29 protein-coding genes are annotated in these 25,429 nt (G+C 66.5%); 12 read left to right on the top strand and 17 right to left on the bottom strand.

Annotation, left to right across the window (positions count from 1 at the left end):
* Positions 1-4 precede the first annotated feature (4 nt).
* Both AC1RP5_RS24820 and AC1RP5_RS24825 read right to left on the bottom strand, forming a co-directional pair.
* Positions 5-1,321: a TolC family protein gene (locus AC1RP5_RS24820; protein ID WP_493115154.1), complete on the bottom strand. Its 1,317-nt coding sequence runs from the start codon at positions 1,319-1,321 to the stop codon at positions 5-7.
* A 73-nt stretch (positions 1,322-1,394) separates the two neighbouring features.
* Positions 1,395-1,694, bottom strand: coding sequence for a hypothetical protein (locus tag AC1RP5_RS24825; RefSeq protein WP_493115155.1), 300 nt, complete (start codon positions 1,692-1,694; stop codon positions 1,395-1,397).
* 218 nt (positions 1,695-1,912) lie between these two features.
* On the opposite strand from AC1RP5_RS24825, the gene AC1RP5_RS24830 reads away from it, so the two are divergent.
* On the top strand, positions 1,913-2,362 hold the full coding sequence (locus AC1RP5_RS24830) for a hypothetical protein (protein ID WP_493115157.1): 450 nt from the start codon (positions 1,913-1,915) through the stop codon (positions 2,360-2,362).
* On the opposite strand, the gene AC1RP5_RS24835 is transcribed toward AC1RP5_RS24830, so the two are convergent.
* Genes AC1RP5_RS24835 through AC1RP5_RS24845 form a run of 3 tightly spaced genes read right to left on the bottom strand, consistent with a single transcriptional unit; the run spans position 2,355 to position 5,402 of the window.
* On the bottom strand, positions 2,355-2,756 hold the full coding sequence (locus AC1RP5_RS24835; protein WP_493115264.1) for a VOC family protein: 402 nt from the start codon (positions 2,754-2,756) through the stop codon (positions 2,355-2,357). The genes AC1RP5_RS24830 and AC1RP5_RS24835 overlap by 8 nt on opposite strands.
* A 16-nt stretch (positions 2,757-2,772) precedes the next feature.
* Positions 2,773-3,822, bottom strand: coding sequence for a DUF1254 domain-containing protein (locus AC1RP5_RS24840; protein ID WP_493115159.1), 1,050 nt, complete (start codon positions 3,820-3,822; stop codon positions 2,773-2,775).
* Between the two features lie 47 nt (positions 3,823-3,869).
* Positions 3,870-5,402: a hypothetical protein gene (locus AC1RP5_RS24845; protein WP_493115161.1), complete on the bottom strand. Its 1,533-nt coding sequence runs from the start codon at positions 5,400-5,402 to the stop codon at positions 3,870-3,872.
* 170 nt (positions 5,403-5,572) lie between these two features.
* Between AC1RP5_RS24845 and selD the strand changes: the two genes are divergently transcribed.
* From selD to AC1RP5_RS24860, 3 genes are read left to right on the top strand one after another with little or no spacing between them, the layout of a single operon-like run.
* Positions 5,573-7,798: a selenide, water dikinase SelD gene (gene selD, locus AC1RP5_RS24850; protein ID WP_493115163.1), complete on the top strand. Its 2,226-nt coding sequence runs from the start codon at positions 5,573-5,575 to the stop codon at positions 7,796-7,798.
* Between the two features lie 59 nt (positions 7,799-7,857).
* On the top strand, positions 7,858-8,169 hold the full coding sequence (locus tag AC1RP5_RS24855) for a histone (RefSeq protein ID WP_493115165.1): 312 nt from the start codon (positions 7,858-7,860) through the stop codon (positions 8,167-8,169).
* A gap of 49 nt (positions 8,170-8,218) precedes the next feature.
* A complete protein-coding gene (locus tag AC1RP5_RS24860; protein ID WP_493115167.1) occupies positions 8,219-8,614 on the top strand; it encodes an OsmC family protein in 396 nt (131 codons plus the stop codon).
* Positions 8,615-8,750: 136 nt separating this feature from the next.
* Here AC1RP5_RS24860 and AC1RP5_RS24865 read toward each other — a convergent pair whose 3' ends face one another.
* A complete protein-coding gene (locus AC1RP5_RS24865; RefSeq protein ID WP_493115168.1) occupies positions 8,751-9,467 on the bottom strand; it encodes a ribonuclease activity regulator RraA in 717 nt (238 codons plus the stop codon).
* 55 nt (positions 9,468-9,522) lie between these two features.
* Here AC1RP5_RS24865 and AC1RP5_RS24870 point away from each other — a divergent pair, with 55 nt between their 5' ends.
* From AC1RP5_RS24870 to AC1RP5_RS24880, 3 genes are all read left to right on the top strand, one after another.
* Positions 9,523-10,764, top strand: a complete 1,242-nt coding sequence (locus tag AC1RP5_RS24870; RefSeq protein ID WP_493115170.1) for a CinA family nicotinamide mononucleotide deamidase-related protein — start codon at positions 9,523-9,525, stop codon at positions 10,762-10,764.
* An 84-nt stretch (positions 10,765-10,848) separates the two neighbouring features.
* Complete coding sequence (locus tag AC1RP5_RS24875) at positions 10,849-11,670, top strand: alpha/beta fold hydrolase (protein ID WP_493115172.1); 822 nt, start codon at positions 10,849-10,851, stop codon at positions 11,668-11,670.
* Positions 11,671-11,680: 10 nt separating this feature from the next.
* Positions 11,681-12,484 carry an enoyl-CoA hydratase/isomerase family protein gene (locus tag AC1RP5_RS24880; protein ID WP_493115174.1) on the top strand — a complete coding sequence of 268 codons (804 nt, stop codon included), beginning with the start codon at positions 11,681-11,683 and terminating at the stop codon, positions 12,482-12,484.
* A gap of 166 nt (positions 12,485-12,650) precedes the next feature.
* Here AC1RP5_RS24880 and AC1RP5_RS24885 read toward each other — a convergent pair whose 3' ends face one another.
* On the bottom strand, positions 12,651-13,739 hold the full coding sequence (locus AC1RP5_RS24885) for a J domain-containing protein (protein ID WP_493115176.1): 1,089 nt from the start codon (positions 13,737-13,739) through the stop codon (positions 12,651-12,653).
* 200 nt (positions 13,740-13,939) lie between these two features.
* Here AC1RP5_RS24885 and AC1RP5_RS24890 point away from each other — a divergent pair, with 200 nt between their 5' ends.
* Entirely contained in the window at positions 13,940-14,779 is an 840-nt protein-coding gene (locus tag AC1RP5_RS24890; RefSeq protein ID WP_493115178.1) for a TauD/TfdA dioxygenase family protein, read from the top strand.
* Positions 14,780-14,784: 5 nt separating this feature from the next.
* Here the strand turns inward: AC1RP5_RS24890 and AC1RP5_RS24895 are convergent, their stop codons facing one another.
* A complete protein-coding gene (locus AC1RP5_RS24895; protein WP_493115179.1) occupies positions 14,785-15,540 on the bottom strand; it encodes an SDR family oxidoreductase in 756 nt (251 codons plus the stop codon).
* A 316-nt stretch (positions 15,541-15,856) separates the two neighbouring features.
* Between AC1RP5_RS24895 and AC1RP5_RS24900 the strand changes: the two genes are divergently transcribed.
* On the top strand, positions 15,857-16,891 hold the full coding sequence (locus AC1RP5_RS24900; protein WP_493115181.1) for an aspartate-semialdehyde dehydrogenase: 1,035 nt from the start codon (positions 15,857-15,859) through the stop codon (positions 16,889-16,891).
* Between the two features lie 136 nt (positions 16,892-17,027).
* On the opposite strand, the gene AC1RP5_RS24905 is transcribed toward AC1RP5_RS24900, so the two are convergent.
* From AC1RP5_RS24905 to AC1RP5_RS24915, 3 genes are read right to left on the bottom strand one after another with little or no spacing between them, the layout of a single operon-like run.
* Positions 17,028-17,480: a helix-turn-helix domain-containing protein gene (locus AC1RP5_RS24905; RefSeq protein WP_493115183.1), complete on the bottom strand. Its 453-nt coding sequence runs from the start codon at positions 17,478-17,480 to the stop codon at positions 17,028-17,030.
* A 21-nt stretch (positions 17,481-17,501) separates the two neighbouring features.
* The gene (locus tag AC1RP5_RS24910; protein ID WP_493115185.1) at positions 17,502-18,509 is read right to left on the bottom strand and encodes a Bug family tripartite tricarboxylate transporter substrate binding protein; all 1,008 of its coding nucleotides are present in this window, start codon (positions 18,507-18,509) and stop codon (positions 17,502-17,504) included.
* 37 nt (positions 18,510-18,546) lie between these two features.
* A complete protein-coding gene (locus tag AC1RP5_RS24915; RefSeq protein ID WP_493115187.1) occupies positions 18,547-19,395 on the bottom strand; it encodes a TauD/TfdA dioxygenase family protein in 849 nt (282 codons plus the stop codon).
* 123 nt (positions 19,396-19,518) lie between these two features.
* On the opposite strand from AC1RP5_RS24915, the gene AC1RP5_RS24920 reads away from it, so the two are divergent.
* Positions 19,519-20,433: a LysR family transcriptional regulator gene (locus AC1RP5_RS24920; protein WP_493115189.1), complete on the top strand. Its 915-nt coding sequence runs from the start codon at positions 19,519-19,521 to the stop codon at positions 20,431-20,433.
* A 53-nt stretch (positions 20,434-20,486) separates the two neighbouring features.
* Here the strand turns inward: AC1RP5_RS24920 and AC1RP5_RS24925 are convergent, their stop codons facing one another.
* Entirely contained in the window at positions 20,487-20,768 is a 282-nt protein-coding gene (locus tag AC1RP5_RS24925; RefSeq protein ID WP_493115191.1) for a PepSY domain-containing protein, read from the bottom strand.
* Between the two features lie 85 nt (positions 20,769-20,853).
* On the opposite strand from AC1RP5_RS24925, the gene AC1RP5_RS24930 reads away from it, so the two are divergent.
* On the top strand, positions 20,854-21,366 hold the full coding sequence (locus AC1RP5_RS24930; RefSeq protein WP_493115192.1) for a P-loop NTPase family protein: 513 nt from the start codon (positions 20,854-20,856) through the stop codon (positions 21,364-21,366).
* 120 nt (positions 21,367-21,486) lie between these two features.
* The gene (gene ku, locus AC1RP5_RS24935; RefSeq protein ID WP_493115194.1) at positions 21,487-22,344 is read left to right on the top strand and encodes a non-homologous end joining protein Ku; all 858 of its coding nucleotides are present in this window, start codon (positions 21,487-21,489) and stop codon (positions 22,342-22,344) included.
* A 4-nt stretch (positions 22,345-22,348) separates the two neighbouring features.
* On the opposite strand, the gene AC1RP5_RS24940 is transcribed toward ku, so the two are convergent.
* From AC1RP5_RS24940 to AC1RP5_RS24960, 5 genes are all read right to left on the bottom strand, one after another.
* A complete protein-coding gene (locus AC1RP5_RS24940; RefSeq protein WP_493115196.1) occupies positions 22,349-22,708 on the bottom strand; it encodes a hypothetical protein in 360 nt (119 codons plus the stop codon).
* 25 nt (positions 22,709-22,733) lie between these two features.
* Entirely contained in the window at positions 22,734-23,138 is a 405-nt protein-coding gene (locus AC1RP5_RS24945) for a hypothetical protein (protein ID WP_493115198.1), read from the bottom strand.
* Positions 23,139-23,179: 41 nt separating this feature from the next.
* The gene (locus AC1RP5_RS24950; protein WP_493115200.1) at positions 23,180-23,710 is read right to left on the bottom strand and encodes a cupin domain-containing protein; all 531 of its coding nucleotides are present in this window, start codon (positions 23,708-23,710) and stop codon (positions 23,180-23,182) included.
* Between the two features lie 42 nt (positions 23,711-23,752).
* A complete protein-coding gene (msrB, locus tag AC1RP5_RS24955; RefSeq protein WP_493115201.1) occupies positions 23,753-24,259 on the bottom strand; it encodes a peptide-methionine (R)-S-oxide reductase MsrB in 507 nt (168 codons plus the stop codon).
* Between the two features lie 80 nt (positions 24,260-24,339).
* Positions 24,340-25,203, bottom strand: a complete 864-nt coding sequence (locus AC1RP5_RS24960; protein WP_493115203.1) for a hypothetical protein — start codon at positions 25,201-25,203, stop codon at positions 24,340-24,342.
* Between the last annotated feature and the right edge of the window lie 226 nt (positions 25,204-25,429).

Here is a 25,429-nt window from a genome sequence, read left to right on the forward strand (position 1 = left end):
AAATTCATTGCCTCGCCCTCGCCAGGTTCACCGGGGTCGCCGTCAGCCCCTCGATCGTCGCCACTGCCGAGTGAAAGCTCGCGAGCGCCTCGTGCTCCATCAGCTCCGCATCGGCGACGGCGCGATAGGCATCGAGGATTTCCAGCACCGTGAAACGGCCCTGCCCGTAGCCCGCCTCGATGGTCGCGTAGGTCTGGCGCGCCGCCGGCAGGATCGTCTTGCGGATGAGGTCGAGCTGCTGGAGCTGGTTGTTGGCGGTGTCGTGCGCCTTGGCGACGACCGCGATCAGCGCCAGCCGGTTCACCGCGCGCTCGGCATGGGCCTTGCGCGAATTCTCCTGCGCCTCGCGGATGCCGCCGCGATTCTGGTCGAGCACCGGGAACGGCATCGAGACTCCGAGGCGAATCGCGCTCTGCTGGGTGTCGGAGTAGTAGCGCCAGCCGAGGCTCGCCGTGACGTCGGGGATCGGCTTCAGCCGCGCCACCAGAAGCTCGCCGTCGCGCTGGGCGCGGATCGCCGTCCAGCGCATGAGCTGCGGATTGTCGTCGATCGCCTTGATCAGCAATTCGAGCGCCGCCGGCCGCACGAGGCGGCCGAAATCGCCGGTGACCGCGGTGAAGTCGGGCACCTCGCGGCCCATCAGGGCTACAAGATCGCGCCGCGCCACCGCGAAGGCGAGACGCGCCCGCTCGCGCTCCAGCCGCGTCATGCCCACCGCCGTCTGGGTGCGCGTCACCTCAGAGGGCGAGGAGGCGCCAGCCTCGACGCGGCGCTGCATCAGCGGCACCAGTCTCTCGAGCGTCGCGGCCTGCTGGTCGAGGATCTGGATGCGCCGCTGTACCGACAGCGCCTCGACGAAGGCCAGCGTCGTCTCCGACAGCAACTCCAGCCGGGCCGCCTCCTTCTCCCAGCGCATGGCATCGGCATCGCCCAAGGCCGCCGACACACGCGCGTCGCGCTTGCCGCCGAGCTCGATGAGCTGGCTCAGCATCAAGGTCGTCTCGGCGCCGCCCACCGCTTCGGAATTGCCCGGCGCGAAATTGTCGATCTCGAAGCCGATCGTCGGATTGGGCAGTGCACCGGCCTGCTGATGCCGGCCAGCCGCCATGCCGATGTTACGGTCGGCGACGTCGAGGCGCGGGCTGGCATTGGCCGCCTGCTGCAGCGCCTGGCGCAGCGTCAGCGTGCCGTTGGCGGCGCGCTGCGGCTGGGGTGGCGTCTGGGCGGTGCGCGACGCCTGTGGCGTCTGCGCCTGCGCACACTGCGCACCGGCGGCGACAAGCGACGCTGCCGCCAGTGCCGCGAAAACGCGGATGGACATGACCTGATCCCAAGAAAGCAATCATCGGCGAGCCGCGCGGGCAGAACCGGCACGGCGAACGAAACGCGATGACTCAGGCCTTGGGAGGCGGTCCGGAGATGCGGAGAGAGACCGGGAAGACCTGGACGAGGCGCCCTTCGGGCACTTCGTGCGTCGCCGTTGCGACGACGCCAGACGTCACGGCATTGAAGTAGGGCGCGACCGAGCAGCTATGGCAGGACTCGGCGGCCTGGGCGGTATCGCTGCCCTGTCCGTCCGGCAGGCTCGACACCGTGATCGGGCCGCCGCCGCCGGCCGATACGGCCACGCGACAATCGCTCACGACATGCAGGACGCTCGCGATCGCCAGCGACAGGATGCAAAGCATCCGCACGAAGCGAGAGCCTCGTCGGAATGTCCCTGCCAATCGAAGGCCCATCGTGAGCAACATGCGTCAGCATCTATGAACCTTTGAGCGGGTTATACAATCACGCCGTTGCAAACGCGTCGTTGTGCCTCGCTTCCTCACCGTTCCGAGCGACCGATTTCTCCAAGCGCCCTTCACGCCGCTGCGCGCGTCTCGCATACTCCCTACAACAACGGGGAGTTTTGATGAGAGTCGTTTCAACCGCGCTGATGGCTGCAGTGACGATCGCGGCCGGCATCAGTGCCGTGCAGGCGCAGACGACGAAGACCCAGACGACGAAATCGATGCCGAACGAGCTGCATGGGAACTATCCCTGCTTCACCGCGCCGTTCCAGAACATCGGCCAGAGCCTCACCCTCGCCTACACGATCCCCGACATCTCCTTCACCAGCCTCGTCTGCGTGAACGGGACATCGGATGTCGGCGCGACGGTGACGCTGGGCGTCTCGACGCCGCCGATGGGAACGCTCGTCATGGGCAACAACAAGACGGTGGCCGAGGGCCAGCGCTGCATGTTCATCGCCACGGTCAGCAACGAACTCACGGCCAAGCTCGCCAAGGCCGATTCGACCTTCCAGCCCGGCTCGATCACCGTGACCGCCTGCTACATCCAGCCGGCGGTGCGGGTTAAGTAGAGCCCTCTTCTCGCTCTTCCCAGGCGTAGTCGTAGAAGACGCGGATGAAGTTGCCGTCGACATCCTCGGCGAAGAATTCGTAGAGCTTGGCGTCGGGATGCGCCGCCGGCGGGCCCGAGAGTTTCGCGCCCGCCGCATGCCATTCGCGATGGAGTTCGTCGATCTCCTCGCGGCCATTGAGGTTGAGCCAGAGCAGGATCGGCCCGCGCACACCGAGCGGCGCGCGAAAGGATGCGTTCGACATGAACATCCGGGTCTCGCCGCGCGAGACGCAGGCGAGACCGAGATCGTCGGCGCTCCAGTCGACGTTAAAGCCCAGACTGTCGCGGTAATAGGCCAGCGCCCGAGCGAGATCGGCCACGGGAATGTCAGGACAGATCGCCGGGAACTTCATCGCGGGCACGTCCTGCTCAGTTCACCGGCCGGGCCATCGGGAAGGTCCACTTACCGTCCAGGATTTCGGCGCGTGGGCGATAGAGGCGGACCATGTAGTTCCAGCCGTCGGTTATCGGCAGGCAGTTCTCGATCTTGCCGTCACAGCCGCCAAACTGGACGGTGATCGATCCGTCGGCCGCCTTCTTCGCGGTGATGTCGTTCAACGTGTAGGCGTTCTGCGGGTTGGGCTGATAGTAGCCTTTGGCGTCGTAGACACTAATCGACCAGAAGCCATCGACCGGCACCTTGCCAACGGTCAGGCGATGGACCGTCTTGCCGTCGTTCTTGGCCGGCTCGACGTTGAGATAGAGCGCGTCCTTCTCCGGATTGCCGCCCCACGCCATGGCCGAGCCGATCAGGTGGCGCACCGGATCGACGCTGGCCTTCGGTCCGAACATGCGCCTGGTATCGGGCAGAGTCCTGCCCAGGGCCACCAGCGCGTCGAGCACCATCTTCTGGCTCATCGGCTCCCAGGTCGGGATCTCGAACTTGCCGGGGCCGCCGGGCTGCTCGACCTTGATCGCGTCCTGCAGCGCATGCACCGCGGCCACGTCCTTCGGGTCGTTGGGATCGACCAGGGTGCGGATGCCGACCAGCACGTAACGCGTGCCGATCTTCTGCCGCGTCAGCACGTGCTTGCCGCCGCCATAGAAGACGTCGGGCGTGTAGTGATCCTCGTCGAGGACCTGCATCGACATGAAGCGCTTGCCCGCATCGGGCAGCGTGATCGTGACCGGACCGGCATCGAGATCGAAGACCGCCGCCGAATAGAGCGTGTCGCGGTTCAGCCGGACGACGGTCTGGTCATTGATGGCCGCGACCTCGCGGCGATGCGTGAACTTGCCGAAGCCGCCGTCTTTCACCATCCGCGAGAAATAACGGTCGCTCTCGGCGCGAGGGAAGTTGTCGGCCGTGACCGTGACCGGCGGCGGAAACGGCTGCTGGGCATTCGCCTGCGGAGAGGACATCAGCGGCACCGTCGCAACGAGGAGAGCGAGCGGCCTCAGTATCGTGCGGTTCGACATGACGGGACCTCCCGGCGATTGGCGCCTGGTCCCATTCTACCCGTCGGTCAGCGCTCCCGCACGAAGATCACCGCCGTCTCGTCGGCATAGGCCTGACGCCAGCCCGGCAGACGCGCCAGCAGGCGGTTGGCCGGCTGGTCGGGCGGCATGAAGGTCCAGTCGATGCGATTGCGCTCGAGCATCTGCTCCAGCGGCTCGCCGCCGCGCAGGCTGATCGTGTCGGCGTAGCGCTTGATGAAGTCCTGGCCGTAGAGCTCGCCGCGACCGTCGATGAAAGTCGGCACGCCGGCATGGATGAGATAGCCGCCGAAATTATAGTGGTTCAGCACGCGGCCACCGATCCCCGCCTGCTTCACGTAGGCCATCGCGGTCGAGGGCATGGTCGCGAGCGGCGGGACGATGCCGCCGTAGCGCACGAGCCCGAGCGAGATCAGCGCGCAGAACGCCACGCCGACGGCGATGGCGGCCATGCCGGCGGGGCGCGCCAGTGCGGCGGCCTGCTCCGCGAGCGAGGAGCCCTGGCCGGCGGCCGGATCGGGCCGCAGCGCAGGCCATTGCCGCGCCAGCAGCGGCGCCAGCGCCACCGGGGCCAGCATGGCCAGAAGCTCGGCGTTGCGCGCGTAGCGAAGATAGAGGTGCAGCAGGCCCAGCACGATCACCAGCCGCAGGATCGGCAGCTTCAGCCCACGCGACAGCGCGGCGTAGAGCGCGATCAGCAGCACCAGCTCCTGCAGCGGCTGCTTCTGGAAGTCGGGCGACTTCCATTCCGAGATGAAGGCCAGCGTGTCGCCCATGTTGAAGATGCGCAGCGTCACCAGCATCGATTCCGGCCCGTAGGGCGTGATGCAGGCGACGAGGAACGAGGCCGCGCCGAACTTGGCCCAGCCGAGGAACAGCGCCTTGCGTTCCTGCTCGTCGCGCGCGCCCAGCAGCGCTTCGACCGCGAAGGCGCCGCCCAGCAGAAGGCCGAGCGTGAAGCCGCCATGCAGGTTGGCCCACAGCAGCATGGCGAGAAGCAGCCATGGCGTCGGCGCGCGGCGTTCCTCGACGGCACGCACCAGGCCCGCCATCCAGATCAGCATGAAGGGGAAAGCCAGCACATGCGGCCGCGCCAGGAAGTGCGGCAGGGTCATCGCGATGGCGGCCAGCGCGAACACCGCGGCGGGCAGCGGACGCAGGTCGCGCAGCAGCAGCCGCAGCATCAGCGCGAACGACACCGCGAGCGCGGTCGCGGCCAGCACGGTGACACCACCCCAGCCGCCCAGCTTGAACGACACCGCCATCAGCAGCTGCGACAGCCACTCCTTGGCGATCCACGGCTGGCCCGCGAAGGTGAAGGAGAACGGATCGACCGTCGGCACGGTGCCGTTCGACAGCATCCAGTTACCGACCGCGATGTGCCAGTGGCTGTCGGGATCGGCCAGCAGCGGCCAGCCGCTGCCGTTGGCGAGGCAGATGAAGAGGAGCAGGCCCAGCACGAGCGGCCAGGACATCGACCAGGCCGAGCGCGTCTGCACGACGAGCGAGGCGCCGTCCTCGGAAAGATCGGGCGAGACCGAGAGGCCGGAACTGACGGCCATGAGGCACGCTCCCAAACGAGGGGAACAACCGCCCCTAATCAATTGATATACATTACAATTTGTTACAATTCCAGCACTTGATCGCAAAGACTTCCGGGTTCTTCCCATCTTTCATTCTCTTCTCCTCCTAACGGGGGAGAGGAATATGAGAATGAGATATAGAGAGCACGATGCAGTCGGCGCCCTTCCTCAAAGACCTCGTGCTCGTGGGCGGCGGCCATTCGCATGTCCATGTGATCAAGAGCTTCGGCATGAAGCCGATGCCGGGCTTGCGGGTCACTCTGATCGGACGGGACATCGAGACGCCCTACTCCGGCATGATCCCGGGCTTCGTGGCCGGCGCCTACACGTTCGATGAATGCCATATCGATCTCGCGCGGCTGTGCGCCTGGAGCGGGGCGCGGCTGATCCATGCCGAGGCGGTCGGGCTCGATCGGGTCAACCGGCAGGTGCTGCTAAAAGATCGCCCGCCGGTCTCCTACGATCTCGTCTCGCTCGACGTCGGCTCCTCGCCCAGCATGGGCTCGATCCCGGGTGCGGCGGAGCATGCCACGCCGGTCAAGCCGATCGCGGAACTCGGCCAACGGTGGTTGGGCTTCCTCGAGCGGGTGAAGGACTGGCAGGGCGCGCTGCGCATCGCCGTGATCGGCGGCGGCGCGGGCGGCGTCGAGCTGGCGCTGGCCATCGATCATCGGCTGCGCGAGGTCGCGCGCGGCGCCGAGGTCTCGGTGACCCTGGCGACGCGCGGCGAGATTTTAGCCGGCCAGGCGGTCGCGGCGCGCAACCGCATGCGCGCGATCTTCAAGCGGCGCGGCGTGCGCCTGCTGGAGAATGCCGCGACGACGCGGATCGACGCCGATTCAGTCCATCTCGAGACCGGCGAGCGAGTGATGGTCGACGACGTGTTCGTGGTGACCGAAGCCAGTGCCGCCAAATGGTTCGCCGGGACCGGCCTTCCCCTCGACGACCGCGGCTTCCTCGCCGTCGAGCCGACATTGGCCTCCAGTGGCGATCTCACCGTCTTCGCCGCCGGCGACTGCGCCAGCGTCACCGCCCATCCGCGGCCCAAGGCCGGCGTGTTCGCGGTGCGCCACGGCCCGCCGCTCGCGGAGAACCTTCGCCTCGCGCTGCTCGGCCAACAACCAAAACCCTTCACGCCGCAGAGCCGCTACCTCTCGATCCTCGGCACCGGCGACGGCCATGCCGTGGCGACACGCGGATCGTGGGCGATCGAAGGCGCGTGGGTATGGCGCTGGAAGGACCATATCGACCGCAAGTGGATGCGCATGTATCGCGAGCCGCCGGCGACACCGATGGATATGTCCGCCCGCTCCACGCCGCCCGACCCTGCCCTGGCCGATGCCGAAGCGAAGCGCCTGCTGGCCGATATCGGCATGCGCTGCGGCGGCTGCGGCGCCAAGGTCGGCGCGGGCGTGCTCGATCGCGTGCTGGCGCGGCTCGGCCCCTCGCCCGGCGCGAGCGTCACCATCGGTCTCGACGCGCCCGACGATGCGGCGATGATCGAGGTGCCGGCGGGACAGGCGCTGGTCCAGTCGGTCGATTTCTTCCGCACCTTCATCGACGATCCCTTCACCTTCGGAGAAATCGCGGCCGTCCACGCGCTGGGCGACGTCTGGGCGATGGGTGCGAAGCCGCACAGCGCACTGGCCCTCGCGGTCGTGCCGGCGGCCGCCGAGCGATTGATGGAAGAGGATCTCTTCCAGATGCTGGCCGGTGCCCGAAGGGTACTCGACGATGCCGGCTGCGCGCTGATCGGCGGCCATTCCGGCGAAGGACCGGAAGCGGCGCTGGGCTTCTCGGTGAACGGGCTCGTCGTCGCGGCGCAGGCGCTGCGCAAGGGCGGGCTCAAGCCCGGTGACCGGCTGGTGCTCACCAAGAAGCTCGGCACCGGCGTGATCTTCGCCGCCGCGATGCGCGGCATGGCGAAAGCGGCCTGGATCGAAACCGCTCTCGCGTCGATGCGCACGCCGTCCGGCAATGCATCGCGAGCGCTCGTTGCTGCAGGTGCACATGCCTGCACCGACGTGACGGGCTTTGGATTGGCCGGCCATCTCGCCGAGATGATCCGCGCCTCGGGTAACGTCACCGTCGACCTCGAACTCGATGCGCTGCCGGTGTTGCCGGGTGCGATCGAGCTGTTCGCGCAGGACTTTGCGAGCTCGCTGCAGCCGGAAAACCTGCGCGCACGTCATCTCATCGACGGCATGGATCGCGCTTCATCGCATGCGAAGCTGCCGCTGTTGTTCGATCCGCAGACCGCCGGCGGGTTGCTCGCGGCGCTTCCGCACGGCGCGCCGATCAGCGACGACATGACTCATGTCGGCACCGTTCGTTCGCGGGAAGAAGGCGTGACAGCGATACGAATCGTAACCTAGATGCAACCTTGTGCGAGTTTCGGCGTTTGCCGTCTCGCGAATTGCACAGGGAGAACTGCATGGCTGCGAAGAAGAAAGCTGCGAAGAAGAAGGTGACTGCGAAGCTGGTCGACACGGTCGCGAACGCCGTTGTGAAGGCCGAGATCGCGGTCGTGCGCGCCGGCCGCAAGGCCGTGAAGGCTGCGCAGCGCGGCGTCGAAGCCGTTACCGGCCCCGCGCGCAAGAAGGCCGCGAAGAAGAAGAGCGTCAAGAAGGCGGTGAAGAAGGCCGTCGGCAAGGCCAAGAAGGCCGTGACGAAGACCAAGACCGCGGTGAAGAAGGCCGTGAAGAAGGTCACGAAGAAGGCAGCATCGCGCCGCAAGCGCCGCTAGACTGGTGCGAGGGCCCGTACTACGGGCCCTCAAGCATCGGGAGGCGGACATGGCGCACGCAAAGGCAAGCATCGGCACGACCAACTACGCGACCGCCATTTCGACCGGCCATGCCGGACATCACAAGCTCACGGCCGATGAAGGGCCGGAGCTGGGCGGCAAGGATGCCGGCCCCGCCCCCTACGATCTCCTGACCTCGGCGCTGGGCGCCTGCACCGTCATCACGCTCCGCATGTACGCCGAGCGCAAGCAGTGGCCGGTCACCGCCGTGCATGCCGACATCCATTTCAGCCGCGACGGCGACAAGCAGCGCATCGACCGCGTGCTGACCATCGAAGGCGCCGTCGACGACGAGCAGAAGAAGCGCATGGCCGATATCGCCGAGCGGACGCCGGTGACGCTGACGCTGAAGAACGGCCTGGAGATCAGGACGTCGCTGGCGTGACATCCCGTCGTCTCGACCGGAGCCTCGCGCAGCGAGGCGTAGCGGAGAGACCTTCTCTCTACGATTAGCCGGCTTTTGGCGGAGAGAAGGTCTCTCCACTACGCGCCTTCGGCGCTCCGGTCGAGACGACGGGGCTCTACTTCTTCCCCCGCGCCTTCCACGCCTCGTAGTCGCGCTTCGCCTCCTCGCCCGCCACGGGAAACAACCCCTTCAGCGAGCGACCCCGCGCCACTTCGGCTTCGGCGAATTCCTCGTAGTGATAGGCGTCGAGCGCTTCCTGGGCGACGGCTTCGACGATCTCGGGCGGGATGACGACGATCGCATCGCGGTCGCCGACGATCACGTCGCCGGGATAGATCGCGACACCACCACAGGCGATCGGCAGGTTGAGGTCGACCGGGCGGTGCGCGATCGGGCTCGGCGGCGAGGACGGGCGACGGTGATAGGCCGGCAGTCCCGTCTTGTGCACGCCGTCGGTGTCGCGGAAGCCGCCATCGGTGACGATGCCGGCCGCGCCGCGCGCCTTCAGCCGGCCGACATAGAGATCGCCCGCCGATGCCGCCCGCGAATCGCCGCGCGAGTCGATCATCAGCACATGACCGGGCGGGCATTCCTCCATCGCCTGCGGCTGCACCATGGACCGGCTGGTCGACGCCGGGCCGTCCTTGTCCTCGCGCGAGGGGATGAAGCGCATCGTGAAGGCGATGCCCACCATGCGCGGCTGCTCGGGCCGGATCGGCCACACGTCGAACAGGGTCATGCTGCGCAGGCCCTTCTTGTTCAGCACGCCGGTCAGGGTCGAGGTGCCCACTTTCGCCAGCGCCTCTCGCAGATCGGATGACAGGACGGTCATGGTGTTTCCTTCCTCGCTTTTGCTTTAGGCGCGACGTTAGCCGATAATTCCGCGCATGCGCGTTGAAATCCTCTGTACCGGCGACGAGATCCTCACCGGCAAAACCATCAATACCAACTACAGCCACATGGCCCGCCGCCTCGTCGAGGTCGGTCTCGGCGTCCATTGGGGCACCACGGTCGGCGACGACCGCGAGAGCCTGCTGAAGGCCTTCCACCAGGCGGGCGAGCGTGCCGATGCGGTGATCGTGAACGGCGGGCTCGGACCCACCGTCGACGATCTCTCGCAGGAGGTCGCGGCCCAGGCCTGCGGCGTCGAGCTGGTGCTGAGCGACTACTGGATGAAGCGCATGGAGGAATCCTATGCGCGGCGCGGGCGCGTGATGCCGCCCAACAACGTGAAGCAGGCGATGCTGCCGGCCAACGCCGAGTTCATCGACAATCCGATCGGCACCGCCTGCGGCTTCGCCGTCACCATCGGCAAGGCGCGCTTCTTCTTCACCCCCGGCGTGCCGCGCGAGATGCGCCGCATGATCGACGAGCAGGTGATCCCGCGTATCCTGGCGATGAGCGGCATCAAGGGCGTGACGAAGCTGAAGCGCTTCCACACGTTCGGCATCGGCGAATCGCGCGCCGACCAGATGCTGGGCGACATGCCGGCTTTCAAGGAAGACGGCGGCATCAAGCTCGGCTTCCAGGCGCACTACCCGCAGCTCGAGACCAAGCTCGCACTGCGCGCCGACGACGAAGCGGCGCTGTCCGCGCTGCTCGACCCGGCCGAGGCCGAGGTGCGCAAGCGGCTGGGCAACTTCATCGTCGCCGAGGACGAGCAGACGCTCGAAGGCGTGGTGCTGGGCAAGCTGCTCGAAAAGGGCGCGACGCTCGCCACCGCCGAGATGATCACCGGCGGCCATCTCGCCGCCCGCCTCGCTCCGCTGGCCGGCGCCGAACGTGCGTTCCGCCGGGGCATCGTCGCGCGCGACATCGCCGAGCTGGGCGCCACCGCCGTCGCGCCCGATGCGGCAGCCGCTGCCGCCAAGGCACTGCGCGCGTCGAGCGGCGCCAGCCACGCGCTGGTGCTGCTGCTCGAACTCGACGAAGGCCCGGACCGTCCCGACATGGGCGGCACGATCTGCATCGGCCTCGCCGACGAGAGCGGCGCCGTCACGCGCCAGGCCCGGCTGGTCGGTGGTCGCGACTGGGTGCGCATCGGCGCGACCGAACTCGGCCTCGACTGCCTGCGCCGCCACCTGCTCGGTCTCCCCGTCGACGAGCGCATCGACTTCGAGCGGCGGTAACTCCGCCCAACGTCTAGTCGCACCGGCCTCAGGGCTGGTGCATTCTCCCGCGTCGAATTTTGATCCCGCAGCGAGGAGTGTCACATGCCCTTCATCAAAACCCGCGACGGCACCGACATCTATTACAAGGACTGGGGCAAGGGCCCGGTGGTCACCTTCAGCCACGGCTGGCCGCTGACCGCCGACGCCTGGGAAGACCAGATGGTTTTCCTCGCCAGCCACGGCTTCCGCGTGATCGCGCATGATCGCCGCGGACACGGCCGCTCGGGCCAGACCTGGGACGGCAACGAGATGGACACCTACGCCGACGATCTCGCTGCGTTGTTCGAGGCGCTCGACCTCAAGGGCGCCACGATGGTCGGCCATTCGACCGGCGGCGGCGAGGTCGCGCATTACATCGGCCGTCACGGCACCAAGCGCGTCGCCAAGGCCGTGCTGGTGAGCGCGGTACCGCCGCTGATGCTCAAGACCGCGGCCAATCCCGGCGGTCTCCCGATCGAGGCGTTCGACGGCATCCGCAAGGGCGTGGCCGCCGACCGCTCGCAATTCTTCAAGGACCTGACGACGCCGTTCTACGGCGCCAACCGCGATGGCGCCAAGGTGAGCCAGGGCACGCGCGATTTCTTCTGGCTGCAGGGCATGATGGGCGGGCTGAAGCCGCTGCTCGACTGCATCAAGGCCTTCTCCGAGACCGACTTCACCGAGGACCTGAAGAAGTTCGACGTGCCGACGCTGATCATTCACGGCGACGACGACCAGATCGTGCCGATCGACGCCGCCGGCCGCGCCTCGCACAGACTGGTGAAGGGCTCGACCCTGAAAATCTATCCGAAGGGAAGCCACGGCCTGGCGACCCAGAACAAGGACGAGCTGAACGCGGATCTGCTCGCATTCATCAAGGGATAAGGAAATCGAGATGGCTGTCGTCGAAACCGAGAAGCATGGACAGATCTTCGTCGTGCGGATGAACCGGCCCGACCGGTTGAACGCGCTCAATCACGAGATGCGGACCGAGCTGTCGGCGGCGTGGAACGAGTTCCGCAAGAGCAAGGACCTCGAAGTCGCGATCTTCACCGGCGCCGGCCGCGGCTTCTGCGCCGGCGAGGACATGAAGGAATCGCTGAAGGACGGCGCGCCGGGTGGCCGCCGGCCCGAGATCGAGGACCCGTTCATGACGGGCAAGCTCGAGAAGCCGGTGATCGCTGCGGTCAACGGCTTCGCGATGGGCGGCGGCTTCATGCTGGTCGAGCGCACCGATCTTCGTGTGGCCGTGCGCGAGGCGGTGTTCGAGGTCTCCGAGGCCAAGCGCTGGCTGCTGGGCGGCTACAATCACGGCCACCTCGCCAACCTGCCCTATCCGGTGGCGATGGAAATGGCGCTGGGCTTCCGCTTCACCGCGCAGCGCTTCTACGAGATCGGCTTCGTGAACCGCCTGGTCGATGCCGCCGATCTGATGCCGACGGCGATGTCGATGGCCGAGCACCTGCTGACCCTGCCGCCGGCGTCTCGCGTGAACACCGTCCACATGATGCGCCAGATGCGCCCTTCTCCGACCGCCGACCAGCAGCGCCTCGCCGACGCGCTGCACGATCACGGCGCCAAGAGCGATCTCATGGAATCCCGCGCCGCCTTCGCCGAGAAGCGCAAGCCGAACTTCAAGGGCTGGAACGATCCGGAAGACCGCTACAAGCTGCCGACGATCGAAAGCGTGAAGAAGTAGCGAGATGAAATGAAGAAGGCCGGCCTGTGAAGAGCGGGCCGGCCTTTATCACGTGCGCTTGTCGTCCTGAGCGTAGCGAAGGACCTGACGGAGTGGCCAATGGACTCCGTTGCTGGCGTGAGATCCTTCGCTTCGCTCAGGATGACAAGAACAGCGATGGCCGAAGCTAATACGCCTGCCCCTCGCACCTTGCGCCGACGGTCTGGACGATCGCGCCGCGCGGGTCGGCGTAATAGACGTGGGTGCCGTTTTCCTGGCCGCGCTGGATGCCGATCATGATCGTGTCGCTCGGCACGATGCCGGTCAGCACCACGAGATAGCGGTCGGAGAACTGCACCGAGGCGCGCACCGGCGCGGCGCCGTTGTAGATCACGGTGGGCTCGCCGCCGCGGTTGATGATCGCGAACTTGGCGCCGTCGTCGGCGACGCAGACCGACTGGCCATCGGTGATCTCGGTCGGCGCGGGCCGTGGCGCCGCCGGACGGCCCGTCAAGGCGCCGGACATCGGCGCCGAGGGTGGCAGTTCGGGCGAGACGGGATACTGGCTGGGCTGCTGCATCTGCGGCACCGGCACGGGCTTGGGCCGCTCGGGCAACGGCTCGACGACCGGCCGCGTCGCTTCGGAAGCAGCCATCACCTCGAAGTTCGGTCCGCGCAGTGCGCGCGAAGCGAGATAGCCGCCGACCGCGATGAAGACCATCAGCACGATGGCGAGGGTTACGGCCGCACGCCGCCGCGCCATCGCCTGGGCGTATTGCAGGTGAGCGGGCGGCGCCGCCGGCGGCGGGAAGACAGGCTTCGGCGGGAAGGGCCTCGGCGAAGAGGTCGGACGCCGCGGCGCGGGCCGCGCGGCGGGTCGAGCGGCCGGCTTCGGCGCGGCCCCGGAGGCAGGCCCGGACGCGGGCGCCGCCTTGCCGAACAGGAGGGACACGAGCCGGTCCTTCGACTTCGCCTTGGCTGCCACCTTTGCCGCCCGCGCGGCCGCGACAGCCTGGGCTGCCTGCTCACGACGGGCGCGCTCGGCGGCCAGCACCGCCTGCACCTGGGCATCGTAGCGCGCGCGGCTCTCGGGATCGCTCAGCACCTGGTAGGCCGCGGTGATCTGGCGGAAATTGAAGGTCGCGAGCTCGGGATTCCCCGACGCCACATCGGGGTGATACTTCTTCGCGAGACCAACATAGGCCGCACGGATCGTCGCCGCGTCCGCTGCCCGCGGCACGCCCAGCACGAGGTAATGGTCGACGTCGATCTTCATTCCGTCCGCAGTCTAGCGGATTCCGGCCGGACGGCCCACGTGCCGGCCAAGGCTTTGATGTAACGAGTGTTTTACCGCCGGCCGGCTGACGGGTGCGGCCTGGAATTCCGTATTACGGATTCCACCAAGATTCCCCTGTGGTCAACCGTCCGCGGGCGTATCCTCTCCTCAACGGACGCCAGTTCCGGGAGGAAACGCCAATGGCCTATCAGTCGATCGAAGTGCGCAAGCTGACGCCGAACATCGGGGCGGAGATATTCGGTGTCGATCTCGGAAAGCCGCTCGGCAACCAGCAGTTCCAGGAAGTGCACGACGCGCTGATGGAGAACCTGGTGATCTTCTTCCGCGACCAGAAGATGTCGATCGACCAGCACAAGGATTTCGGCCGCCGCTTCGGCCCGCTGCATGTCCATCCTAACGCGCCCATCGCCATCCCCGAGCATCCCGAGATCCTAGAGATCAAGGCCGACGAGAAGTCACGCCACGTGGCCGGCGAGGAATGGCACACCGACGTGTCGTGCGATGTCGAGCCGCCGATGGGCTCGATCCTCTACCTCACCGAGGTCCCGCCCGAGGGCGGCGGCGACACGCTGTTCGCCAACATGTACCGCGCCTACGACACGCTCTCCGAGCCGATCAAGCAGATGCTGCAAGGCCTGACCGCGCTGCACGACAGTTCCAAGGCGCATTACTATCGCGTCAAGGCGACGGACCGCGACGACATCAAGTTCCCCAACGCCGAGCACCCGATCGTGCGCACCCATCCGGTGACCGGCAAGCAGAGCCTCTACGTCAATCGCGGCTTCACCTTGCGCATCCCGCAGCTCCGCCGCAACGAGAGCGACGCGCTGCTGGAGATGCTCTACCGCCACATCGAGACACCGGAGTTCCAGTGCCGCTTCAAGTGGCAGCCGAACTCGGTGGCCTTCTGGGACAATCGCTGCGTCCAGCACCACGCGATGTTCGACTACTTCCCGCACCGCCGTTACGGCCACCGCGTCACGGTGTGCGGCGACAAGCCGTTCATGCGGCTGAGCTAGGTCGCCTAAACGCGCCGGACCGCGCCGCCATCGACCGGAATGGCGGCGCCGTTGACGTAGCGCGCGAGCGGCGACGCGAGAAACGCGACGAGGTGCCCGATGTCGGAGGGCTCCCCGAAATAGCCGGCGGGAATGTTCTGCTTGATGAAGTCGGCTTTCGACTCTTCCGTCGGATGCAGTTTCCGGATCTGCGCCGAGTTGATGCGCCCGGGTGCAATCGTGTTGACGGTAATGCCGTAGGGGCCGAGCTCCGACGATAGTGTTCTGGACCAACTGACGAGCGCGGCTTTTGCCGGCGCGGCGCCATTGAGCCTGGGTGCAACGAGCGCGCCCGAAATGTTGACGATCCGCCCCCAGTTCCGGGCCTTCATGCCGGGCGAAACGAGATCGGTCAGCCGCCGCGCCGCCAGGAAGTTGAGCGTCAGCGCCTCGTCCCAGAAAGCGTCGTCGGCATTGCCGGTTACAGGCCTCGCGCCACCGGCGTTGTTGACGAGGATATCGACAGGACCGCCGAGTGCGGCCGACGCCTCGGCGAAAATACGGGCCGGGCCACCTTGCTCGGACACGTCACCCACGACGACAACCGGCCGCCCGCCGGGGCACGAAGCGAGCGAGTCAGCCACCTGCTCCAGCGCCGCATGCGTGCGCGCACTGACCGCGACACGCACGCCCGCGTCCGCCAGCGCCGCCGCGATGCCGCCGCCAATCCCGCCGCTGGCCGCCGTTACGAGCGCGGTCCTGCCTTCCAGCCCGAGGTTCATTGGCTCGACTCCTTCACTTCCCGGGCAGGACATGTCGTATTCCACTGCTCGGATCGCTGAGCGCGTTCAGCTCCACTGGACGATAGCCTCTGCCCTGCCCTTTACAACCCGGCCACCCTCGCCCTATATCGTCGCCACCATGACGCGCTTCGCGACCAAAACGACCACGACCAAAACGACCACCTTCGGTGGGCCGGCGAGGACGTGCGCGTAAAGTCGAACGTGTCATAGGACAACCTCACAGGCCCCGCCGGTTTCGGACGGGGCCTTTGTCTTTCCAGGCGTCCGTCTTCCGGCTTCAACGAAGGAGACAGACATGCCCTCGAGACCCACCGCTTCCCGCCCCCTCACCGTCGCAATCGTCGGTGCGACCGGCGCCGTCGGCGTCGAATTCCTGCGCTGCCTGGCCGAGCGCCGCTTCCCGGTGAAGGAACTGCGCCTGCTTGCCTCGGCCCGCTCGGCCGGCCGCGAATTGTCGTTCGACGGCCGCGCGCTCGTCGTTCAGGAACTCAACGAAAAGAGCTTCGAGGGCGTCGATATCGCGCTGTTCTCGGCGGGCGGCGGTATCTCCAGGCGCTACGCCCCCATCGCGGTCGCGGCCGGCGCCATCGTGGTCGACAATTCCTCGGCCTTCCGCATGGATCCCGAGGTGCCGCTGGTGATCCCCGAGATCAACGCCGGCGCGATCGCGGGCCACAAGGGCATCGTCGCCAATCCCAATTGCGCCGCCATCATCGCGATCACGCCGCTGTGGCCGATCCACCAGCACAATCGCATCAAGCGCATGACCATCGCGACCTACCAGGCGGCCTCCGGCGCCGGCGCGGCGGCGATGGACGAGCTGGCGGATTCGACGCGCGCCTATCTCGACGGGCGCAGCTTCCAGCCCAAGGTGCTGCCGCACCCCTACGCCTTCAACCTGTTCAGCCACAACACCGCGATCGATCCGGAGACCGGCTACAATGACGAGGAGACCAAGGTCATGCGCGAGACTCGCAAGATCTACGGCGACGAGCAGCTTCGCCTGTCGGCCACCTGCGTGCGGGTGCCGGTGCTGCGCGCCCATGCCGCCGCCGTGACCTTCGAGTGCGAGCAGCCGATCAACGAGGCCCGCGTGCGTGCGCTGCTGGCCAATGCACCGGGCGTGCGCCTGGTCGACGACCGCGAGCGCAACGTCTTCCCGATGCCGCGCGATGCCAGCCAGCAGGACGACATCCTGGTCGGCCGCATCCGCCAGGATCTCGGCGACCCGTCAGGCCATTCGATCTCGCTCTTCGTGGCGGGCGATCAGTTGTTGAAGGGTGCCGCGCTGAACGCGGTGCAGATCGCGGAGCATCTGCTGGCGGCGTGAGTACCTGCGTCGCCCTGAACGGAGCGAAGCGTAGTCGAAGGGCCTCTTTTCCGGCGCACGATGCGACAAAGCGAAAAGAGGTCCTTCGACTACGCGCCTTCGGCGCTTCGCTCAGGACGACGGGTTGGCGGCGCGATTACTTTTTCTTCTTCGCGTTCTCGGCGCTGCTGGCCGTGCCCATCGTCTTGACCAGCTCGTAGATGCGCTTGCGGACCGAGCCTTCGCGGATCTTGTAGTAGGCGCGGACGAGCTGCAGCGTCTCGCGCTTGATCAGCGGGTCCTTCTCGGTGGCGAAGGGCGTGCCCGCCTCACCGAAGCCGCCCTTCTTCACCTTGGCGGCCATCGGCCGGCCGGCCAGCACGTTGCCCGGCATCTCCTCGAAGAAATAGGAGACCGGCACGTCGAGCGCCTTGGAGAATTCGTAGAGGCGGCTGGAGCCCACCCGGTTCGAGCCGCGCTCGTATTTCTGTACCTGCTGGAAGGTCAGGCCGACGGCATCGCCGAGCTTGGTCTGGCTCATGCCGAGCAGGGTGCGGCGCTGGCGCATGCGGGTACCGACATGGGCGTCGACGGGATGTGATTTGGCCATTCTTCCTTCTCTCTACTCTCGCTATTCGACGGTCGCGCCGGATTTGGCGACGACCTGCTTCCAGTGCTTTGCTTCTTCCGTGATACGCGCCGAAAACTCGGCCGGACTTCCGCCGACCATCGCGAAACCGAGTTCGCTGATGCGCTCGGCGACATCCTTGCGGGAAACGGCCTCGTTGATCGCGCGGGCCAGCGTCTGGATCACCGGTGCCGGAGTACCGGCGGGCGCGACCATGCCGACCCAAACCGAGGACTCGAAGGTGAGCAGGCCGCTCTCCTCCAGGGTCGGTACGTCGGGCAGCATCGGCGACCGCTGTTTCGTCGTGATCGCCAGCGCCCGCAGCTTGCCGGCCTTGATCTGCGGCACGGCGCCCGACATGTCGGCGATGCCGGCGGGCACCTGGCCTGCCACCAGGTCGGCGACCTGCGGGGCGTTGCCCTTGTAGGGCACGTGCAGCATCTGCACGCCGGCGGCGAGCTTGAACATCTCGCCGGTCAGGTGGGAGACCGAGCCGCTGCCGCCCGAGGCCAGCGCCATCTTGCCGGGCTTGGCCAGCACCACCAGCTCCGCCACGGTCTTCGCCGGCACCTCGGCATTGACCAGCAGGAGGTTCGGCACCTCGGCCACCCGCACGATCGGCAGGAAGTCTCGCATCGGCTCGAAGCCCAGGTTGGTGTAGATGCTGGGCGCGATGGTCATGATGCTGGTGTTGGTGAACAGCAGCGTGTAGCCGTCCGGATCGGACTTCGCGACGAAGGCGGCGGCCAGGTTGCCGTTGGCCCCGGCCTTGTTCTCGACGATCACCTGCTGGCCGAAGATCTGCGAGAGCTGCTCGGCCAGGATGCGCGCCACGACATCGGTGCCCCCGCCCGGCGGGAACGGCACGATCACGCGGATCGGCTTGGTGGGCCAGGGCGCCGCCTGCGCCTGCGCATCAGACGCGGTTGAGTGAAGCAGACCGGGCAGCAGCGCCGCCGCGACGAGACCCATCCCAAGCACGCGCCGTCCTACTCTACGCGTCGATGACATTGGGGCCTCCTGTCTGTCGCGCGACCATCCGTGTCGCCTATTGCGGTTGATAGAGGTAGCCGGAGGGCTCGCCCTTAAGCGTGGTGCGATGCATGTGCCGCGGCTTGGTCATGTCGTAGCGCACGGCCAGGTGCATGGTGCACCGGTTATCCCACATGACGATGTCATGCAGCGACCAGCGATGCCTGTAGATGAATTCTGGTTGCACCGAATGCGCAAAGAGAAAGTTCAGCAGGGCCGCACTCTCTTCCTCGGTCATGCCGACGATGTGCGTCGTCTGGCCTTCGCTGACATAGAGCGCCTTGCGGCCGGTCTCGGGGTGGACGCGCACGATCGGTTGGGCGACCAGCGGGTTGTGCCGGCGCAGCTCGGCCAGCTCCTCGGGCGGGCGCTTGCGGGCGTCGCGGGTGTTGGTCGAATCGTGAACGGCGTAGAGGTCTTCCAGCACTTTCTTCATCACATCCGAAAGCGCGTCGTAGGCCATGTACATATTGGTGAATTCGGTATCACCGCCCACGTCCGGCAGCTCCAAGCAGTGCAGCAGCGACCCGGTGGCCGGGCGCAGCGTGAAGGAGGTGTCGGAGTGCCACTGCCGCCCCTGGTTGCGTGTGTTCGAGGGCTTCCCCTTCTGCGGTTTGTTGGAGATCACCATGATCTCCGGGTGATCTGGATGCCGGAACAACGGAGCGAAGGAGACGGGGTCGACCTCTCCTAATTGCCGGCTAAATGCAATATGTCGCTCCGGCGTAACATTCTGGTGTGGAAAAACGAGGACCTGATGCTTCATCCACGCCGAGCGAACCTCGGCGATCGTGCTCGCCGGGATGTCGTCGTTCAGGTCCAATCCGGTGATTTCGGCGCCCAACCCGTGGGCCAACCGCTTCACGTGCATCGGCTCGTCAACTCCTGCTCAGGACAGTTCATCCGCCTTGCAACCCGACGTTGCCTACAATAGCCCGATGCGTCCAATATCGTTCATATGTTTGTTAATACCCGTTAGGTATCACTGATGGACCTCAAGAGCCTCCGCTACTTCTGCGCCGTCGTGCGCGAGGCCCATTTCGGGCGCGCGGCGGCCGCGCTGGGTATGGCGCAACCGCCCCTCACCCGGCAGATCCAGAAGCTCGAGCGCGACCTCGGCGTCAGCCTGCTCCATCGCAACCAGAAGAAGTTCGAGGTGACCCAGGCCGGGCTCCTGCTCTACGAGCGCGCGGGGCGCCTGCTCGACGGCGCCGACCAGGCGGAGGCCGACGTGCGACGGGCCGGCGGCGGCGAGATGGGGCGCATCGCCGTCGGCTTCGTGCATTCAACCCCTTTCACCATCCTGCCCTTGGTCGTCGCACGCTTCCGCGCCGCCTATCCCGATGTCGACCTCGATATGCGCGAGATGCTGCACAACAACCTGGTGCCGGCGCTGGAGACCGGCAGCATCGATGTTGGCCTGCTGCGCCCGCCGCTCAGCAGCCGCGCACTGCAGGTCGCGACGCTGATTCGCGAGCCGTTCATTGCGCTGGTGCCGGCGGGACACCGGTTGGCCGCGCGGCGCGCCACGCAACTGCGCCAGTTCGCCGAAGAGTCGTTCGTCATGTATTCGCGCGCGGGCTCGCCGCTGATCCATTCGCGTGTGATGGAGATGTGCCTGCGCGCCGGCTTCTCGCCGCGCGTCGTGCAGTATGCCGACCAGATCCACACGGTCGCGGGCTTCGTGGCGGCGGGCATCGGCGTCGCGATGGCGCCCTCGACCGTCACCAGCTTCAACTTGCCGGGCCTGCGCACCATCCAGATCGCCGACAAGCCCGCGCCGCTCCCGATGGCGCTGGCGTGGCGCGCCGGCAATACCTCCAGCCTGGTCCGCAACTTCACCCGCATCGCCCGCGAGGCCGCCGAACTTTGGCGGCCCAACGATCCGGCGGCGGTGACTTAGCTTCTCCTCATTCTTCTCTCGCCCCGCTGGAGGGAGAGGAACATGAGACGGATCTAGTCCGCCTTCTTCGAGATCAGCTTGAGGTCGGTGTCGAAGACCAGGTCGTGCTTCTGGTCGCCGCACATCGCACCGTCGACCTCGAACTTGCCGGAGGGATGCGGCGGTGACTTGTCGTCGTCGAATTCCATCTTGCCGCCGGTGCAGCCCGCGGTCTTCACGGCCGCCTCCAGCTTCACCTTCTCCTGGTCGGTGACGGGGCGGTCCTTGGCGGCGGCCGGCAAGGCGAGGCCGGCGGAGAGAAGGACGGCGGCGGCAACGGCGAAGATCGGACGCATTGGACACTCCCGGTTCGTTGTTCAGAGCTAATGCAATGGGCGCCCCGGGGTTGCCTCGCGCGCGCGGTCGTGGATGGTGTGTCGCATGAAGCGCGTGGCGGTGTTCGGGAATGCCGGCGGCGGCAAATCCACCCTGGCGAGGCAGATTGCCCGGGCGACGGGCCTGCCGCTCTGCCCGATCGACACGATCCAGTTCAGGCCCGACGGCCCGGTGCCGCGTGAAGAATACTTGGCCGCGCATGCCGGGCTGATGGCGCAGGACGCGTGGATCATCGACGGGTTCGGCTGCGTCGAGACGGCGTGGCAGCGTTTCGCCCTGGCCGACACGCTGGTCCATGTCGACCTGCCGCTCGTCACGCATCACTGGTGGGTGACCAAGCGGCTGGTGCAGGGACATTTCAGGACGCCGGAGGGCTGGCCCGAGGGCAGTCCGATCTGGCGAAGCAGCATGAGCAGCTATCGCGTGCTGTGGCTCTGCCACAAGCACCTGACGCCGCGCTATCGCCAGCTCCTGCGCGACGCGGCGGGATCGAAGGAAGTGCATCACCTGCGCTCCGCCCGCGCGATCGCTGCCTTCGTCGCCGGTCTCGGCCGCTAGACCTTGTGAGACCAAAATCGGAACGCGTGCCACTGATTGAAATCGTTCGCGCACGCTCGCGGCCGCGCAACAAGTGAGCCCGGCGGCTGTTGAATCGCCCATACGTGAGGGGTTCTGAAAATGGCTGCACGACCGAGCTGGGAGGGGCATCTGCGCCTTTCCCTGGTGACTTGCCCTGTCTCCCTGTGGTCGGCGACGACCGAGGCCGAGACGGTGCACTTCAACCTGATCAACCCGAAAACGAACAACCGCATCAGGATGAAGACGGTCGACGCCGGCACCGGCGAGGAACTGTCGCGCGGCGATCTGGTGAAGGGCTTCGCGATCGCCAAGGACGAGTACGTTCTGCTCGACAAGGAGGACTTCGAGGGTGTGAAGCTCGAATCCACCCGCATCATCGACATCGAAAAGTTCGTGGCGCGCGAGACGATCGACCGGCTCTACTGGGACACGCCCTATCATCTCGTGCCCTCGGGCAAGACCGGCATCGAAGCCTTCGCGGTGATCCGCGAGGCGATGAAGCGCAAGGGCATGGTGGCGATCGGCCGCCTCGTCATGAGCACGCGCGAGCGGGTCTGCGCCATCGAGATCGAGCAGGATGGCCTGGTGCTGACGACCTTGCGCACCGCCGAGGAGGTCCGCACGCTCGACGAGATCGGCCATCCCGACCTGCCCAAGCCCAATGCGCAGATGCTCGACATCGCCGAGAAGATCGTGGCGCAGCAGTCGGGCGACTTCGATCCGACGGAATTCACCGACCGCTACGAGGACGCGCTGCGCGCCCTGATCGCGGAGAAGAAGAAGGGCAAGCCGGTGAAGAGCAAGCCCGCGAAGGAGCCCGACGAGTCCGGCGTCGTCGACCTGATGGCGGCTCTGAAGAAGAGCCTTTCCGGCAGCGGCCCCGAGCGCAAGCGCGCCGAACGCTACGCCGCGGCGCGAGCCACCAAGAAGAAGCCCGCCCGTCGCAAGGCCGCCTGACGGTTCAACGAGGCGGGATCATCGGTGGCGGCGCAGGCGTGGTGCTACCGGCCTTGCGCTCCTTCTCCCGCTTCTCCTTGATGACGCGGACGATGATCTCGGTCTCTTTCGACTCCGGGATCAACGAGAGATGCCGGCAGGTCGGTATCGCCTGGCGCGCGATCGCCTCGGGTGCAGCCTTGCCGTCGTCCAGCCTGAAGGCGGCCGGAACTACACAATCCGCCCACTGATCGATCTTGCGCTGCTCCTCGGGCGTCGGCGTGTAGGGCGCCGATGACGCTGACCTGGGCGCGTTGCTGCAGCCCGTGACGGCGGCCGCCCCTGCACCAAGCACAATGAAAATGACAGAAAGCTTCAACCGCATGCGCGGCGACGATATCAGAAGCCGGTCAGCGCTCAACCGCGCCGCAGTCAGCCTCCGCAACGGCATGCACCGGCGCGATCTCGCCGACCGCGCGGGCCAGCCGCTGGAGGATGGTCTGGCTGTTGTCCATCCCGATGCCCAGCCGCTCGGCGACGAAAATCGATGCGGAGAGATTGCGGCTCATGCCGACGGCGGCGAGCAGGATCGCGTCCCAATGCGTGACCGCGACATCGTGCTGGCTGGCCGCCCACAGGAGCACGTCGACCAGCGTTCGCGCCGTGATTGACTGAGGGTCCAGCTCCATCTTCTCGACCAGATGGACCGCCCACTCCCGCCGTGATTGCACCCTGTTTCCTCCGACATCGAAGGTTGTATGCAGAATGCAGCCACTGGTCGAGCAGGTCACCAACATTTCGTCGCCAAGCGGCACTCGGTCTCTTTTCGGACAGAGTGCCGCCGTTGGGACGTGCTTCAGACGGGCGCCGCGCCGTTCAGGACGAAGAGGACGCGGGCGATGCTGGAGGAGCGGTTGGCCCAGGCGTGGTTGGTGCCGCGCTGGATCAGCGTGTCGCCGACCTTCATCAGGGTCTCGCCGACATCCATCAGCGCCCAGATCTCGCCCTCGATGACGATGGCGTAGTCGACGCTATGGGTCTTGTGGAAGCCGGGGTGGCGGGCGGCGTTGTCGTGAGCGCCCGAGGCGCCGTACTGGCGGAACACCTCGGCCTGGTTGCCGTAGTTGCGCTCCTTGTCGGGCGGAAATTCGACGATGCGCACGACATTGCCGGCGGCCGGCGGTTCGAGCTTGAACGGTCGCGCCGTCGGGTCCTTCTGGCCGGCCTCATTGGTCGTCGGCACGGCATCGAGCACCCACAGATTGGTCAGGCCAACGTTGGGCGAATGCGACGGCGAAAAGCCATTGGGCGCCGGCCCGTCCTCGAGGAACACCGAGCGTCCTTCCTTGTCGTGGCCCGTCACGATCCGGCGTACCGGTTTCACCATACTGCGTCTCCCAAAGGTTTCGACGCACTATGCCCGGTCCGATCAGGCGGCGGCCACCGCGAAGGTCATGGCAATTCCGTTCATGCAATATCGCAGGCCGGTCGGCTTGGGGCCGTCGTCGAAGACATGGCCGAGATGGCCGCCGCACTGCGCGCAATGGACCGAGGTGCGGGTCATGCCGAGCGTCGTGTCGGTCTCGGTACCGATCGCATTGTCGAGTGGCGCCCAGAAGCTCGGCCAGCCGGTGTGGCTGTCGAACTTGGTGGCCGACGAGAACAGAGCGAGCTGGCAGCCGGCACAGGCGAAGGTGCCCTTGCGGTGCTCGTCGTTCAGCGGGCTGGAATAGGGCCGCTCGGTGCCGGAGCGCCGCAGCACGGCATATTGCGGCGGCGTCAGCAGCTTCTTCCACTCGGCGTCGGTGTGCGTCACCTTGAAGACCTCGGCGGAGGCCGGACGCGAGCGCATCGGCAGGGCGGCGAACAGCGCCAGCGCGCTCACGCCCACCCCGAAGCCCGCGCCCATCTTCAGCATCTGTCTGCGGTTCGGCATGTCGATCCCTCCTGTCCCCTAGATGTAGCGCAGGCGTGGTCACATCCAACTGACGAAGTCGCGAGGTAAGTGGAGGGAAATCAGACCTTCACGCCGGCCGCCCGCAGTTCTTCCATGAAACCGAAGACGAGCTGGACGACGGCAGCGGCTTCGACATGCAGCTTCTGGAAGACACTCGCCGGAACGACCAGGCCATCGCGGCCGACACGCACGCACCTGCCCTGCTTGATGAGCTTTCCGGTGTGTCGCCGGATGGTCTCGTAGGGAAGCTTCATCGAGTTCGAGATCGCCAGCATGCTGACCGGCCGGCGATCCGAATCGGGCAGGATGTCGCGATTGGCGCCCGGCATCGTATTGGTGATGTGCTTCACGTTGGCGGCCCGGATCGCGGTGAACACCAGACCGTTCATGAGGTCGCCGCCGGAGAAATCGCGCAAGGCTCGCATGGAGTTGAGCAGGACCCGGATCGCCGCCAGGACGACGATGGTCTGCTCCTTGCTGAGGGCCCGCGAACCGTGAGTCGTCGATCGGGGCGGCCTGTAATGGCCGATCTTGATCCGCCTCAGCCCATCGAGCATGCGAACCGCTTCCAGATAGATCTTGCGCAGCATGGCATTCGTGCGTGCGGCCCGGCGTATCGACGGCGCCAGGCACACGCCGCCGTCCACCGCATGGCAGGTGCCTTTCCGGACAAGCTTGTGGATCTGTCTTCGAACGGTCTCGAAGGGCGTGTCCAGCCGGCGCGCCAGTTCGCGAATGCCGATGGGCTCGCTTCCTCCGCCCTCGACGATCGCGTCGCCCAGCAGCGTCATGACGATCATCCCACCCAGGATGTCGTCCTCCACCTGGCCGACCACCTCGAAGCCGCGCAGGAAGAACTCGGTCGCGATTCTACCGATCGTGTAGGCCTCGGGATGCAAAGACAGATCGCCCGTCCGAACCATTCCGAGCCTCCCCCGATTCTCATTCTTGGCACCTGGACGGCCTTTATTCCCATGAGTGAAGGGCCGCGGGCAATAATGCCATGCGCAACAACTGCGATTCCGGCGCGTTGACCCATTTTGGTGAATGTCCGTATTGCCGCGCTCGCCGTTCTGCCCGAAACTTTTTGCAGTGTGGGGGAGATGGGAGCTTGCCTCCCGGGACGATCTATCGAGGCCTGTCCGGCCT

This window comes from Reyranella sp. GW821-FHT12G01 (assembly GCF_058806575.1).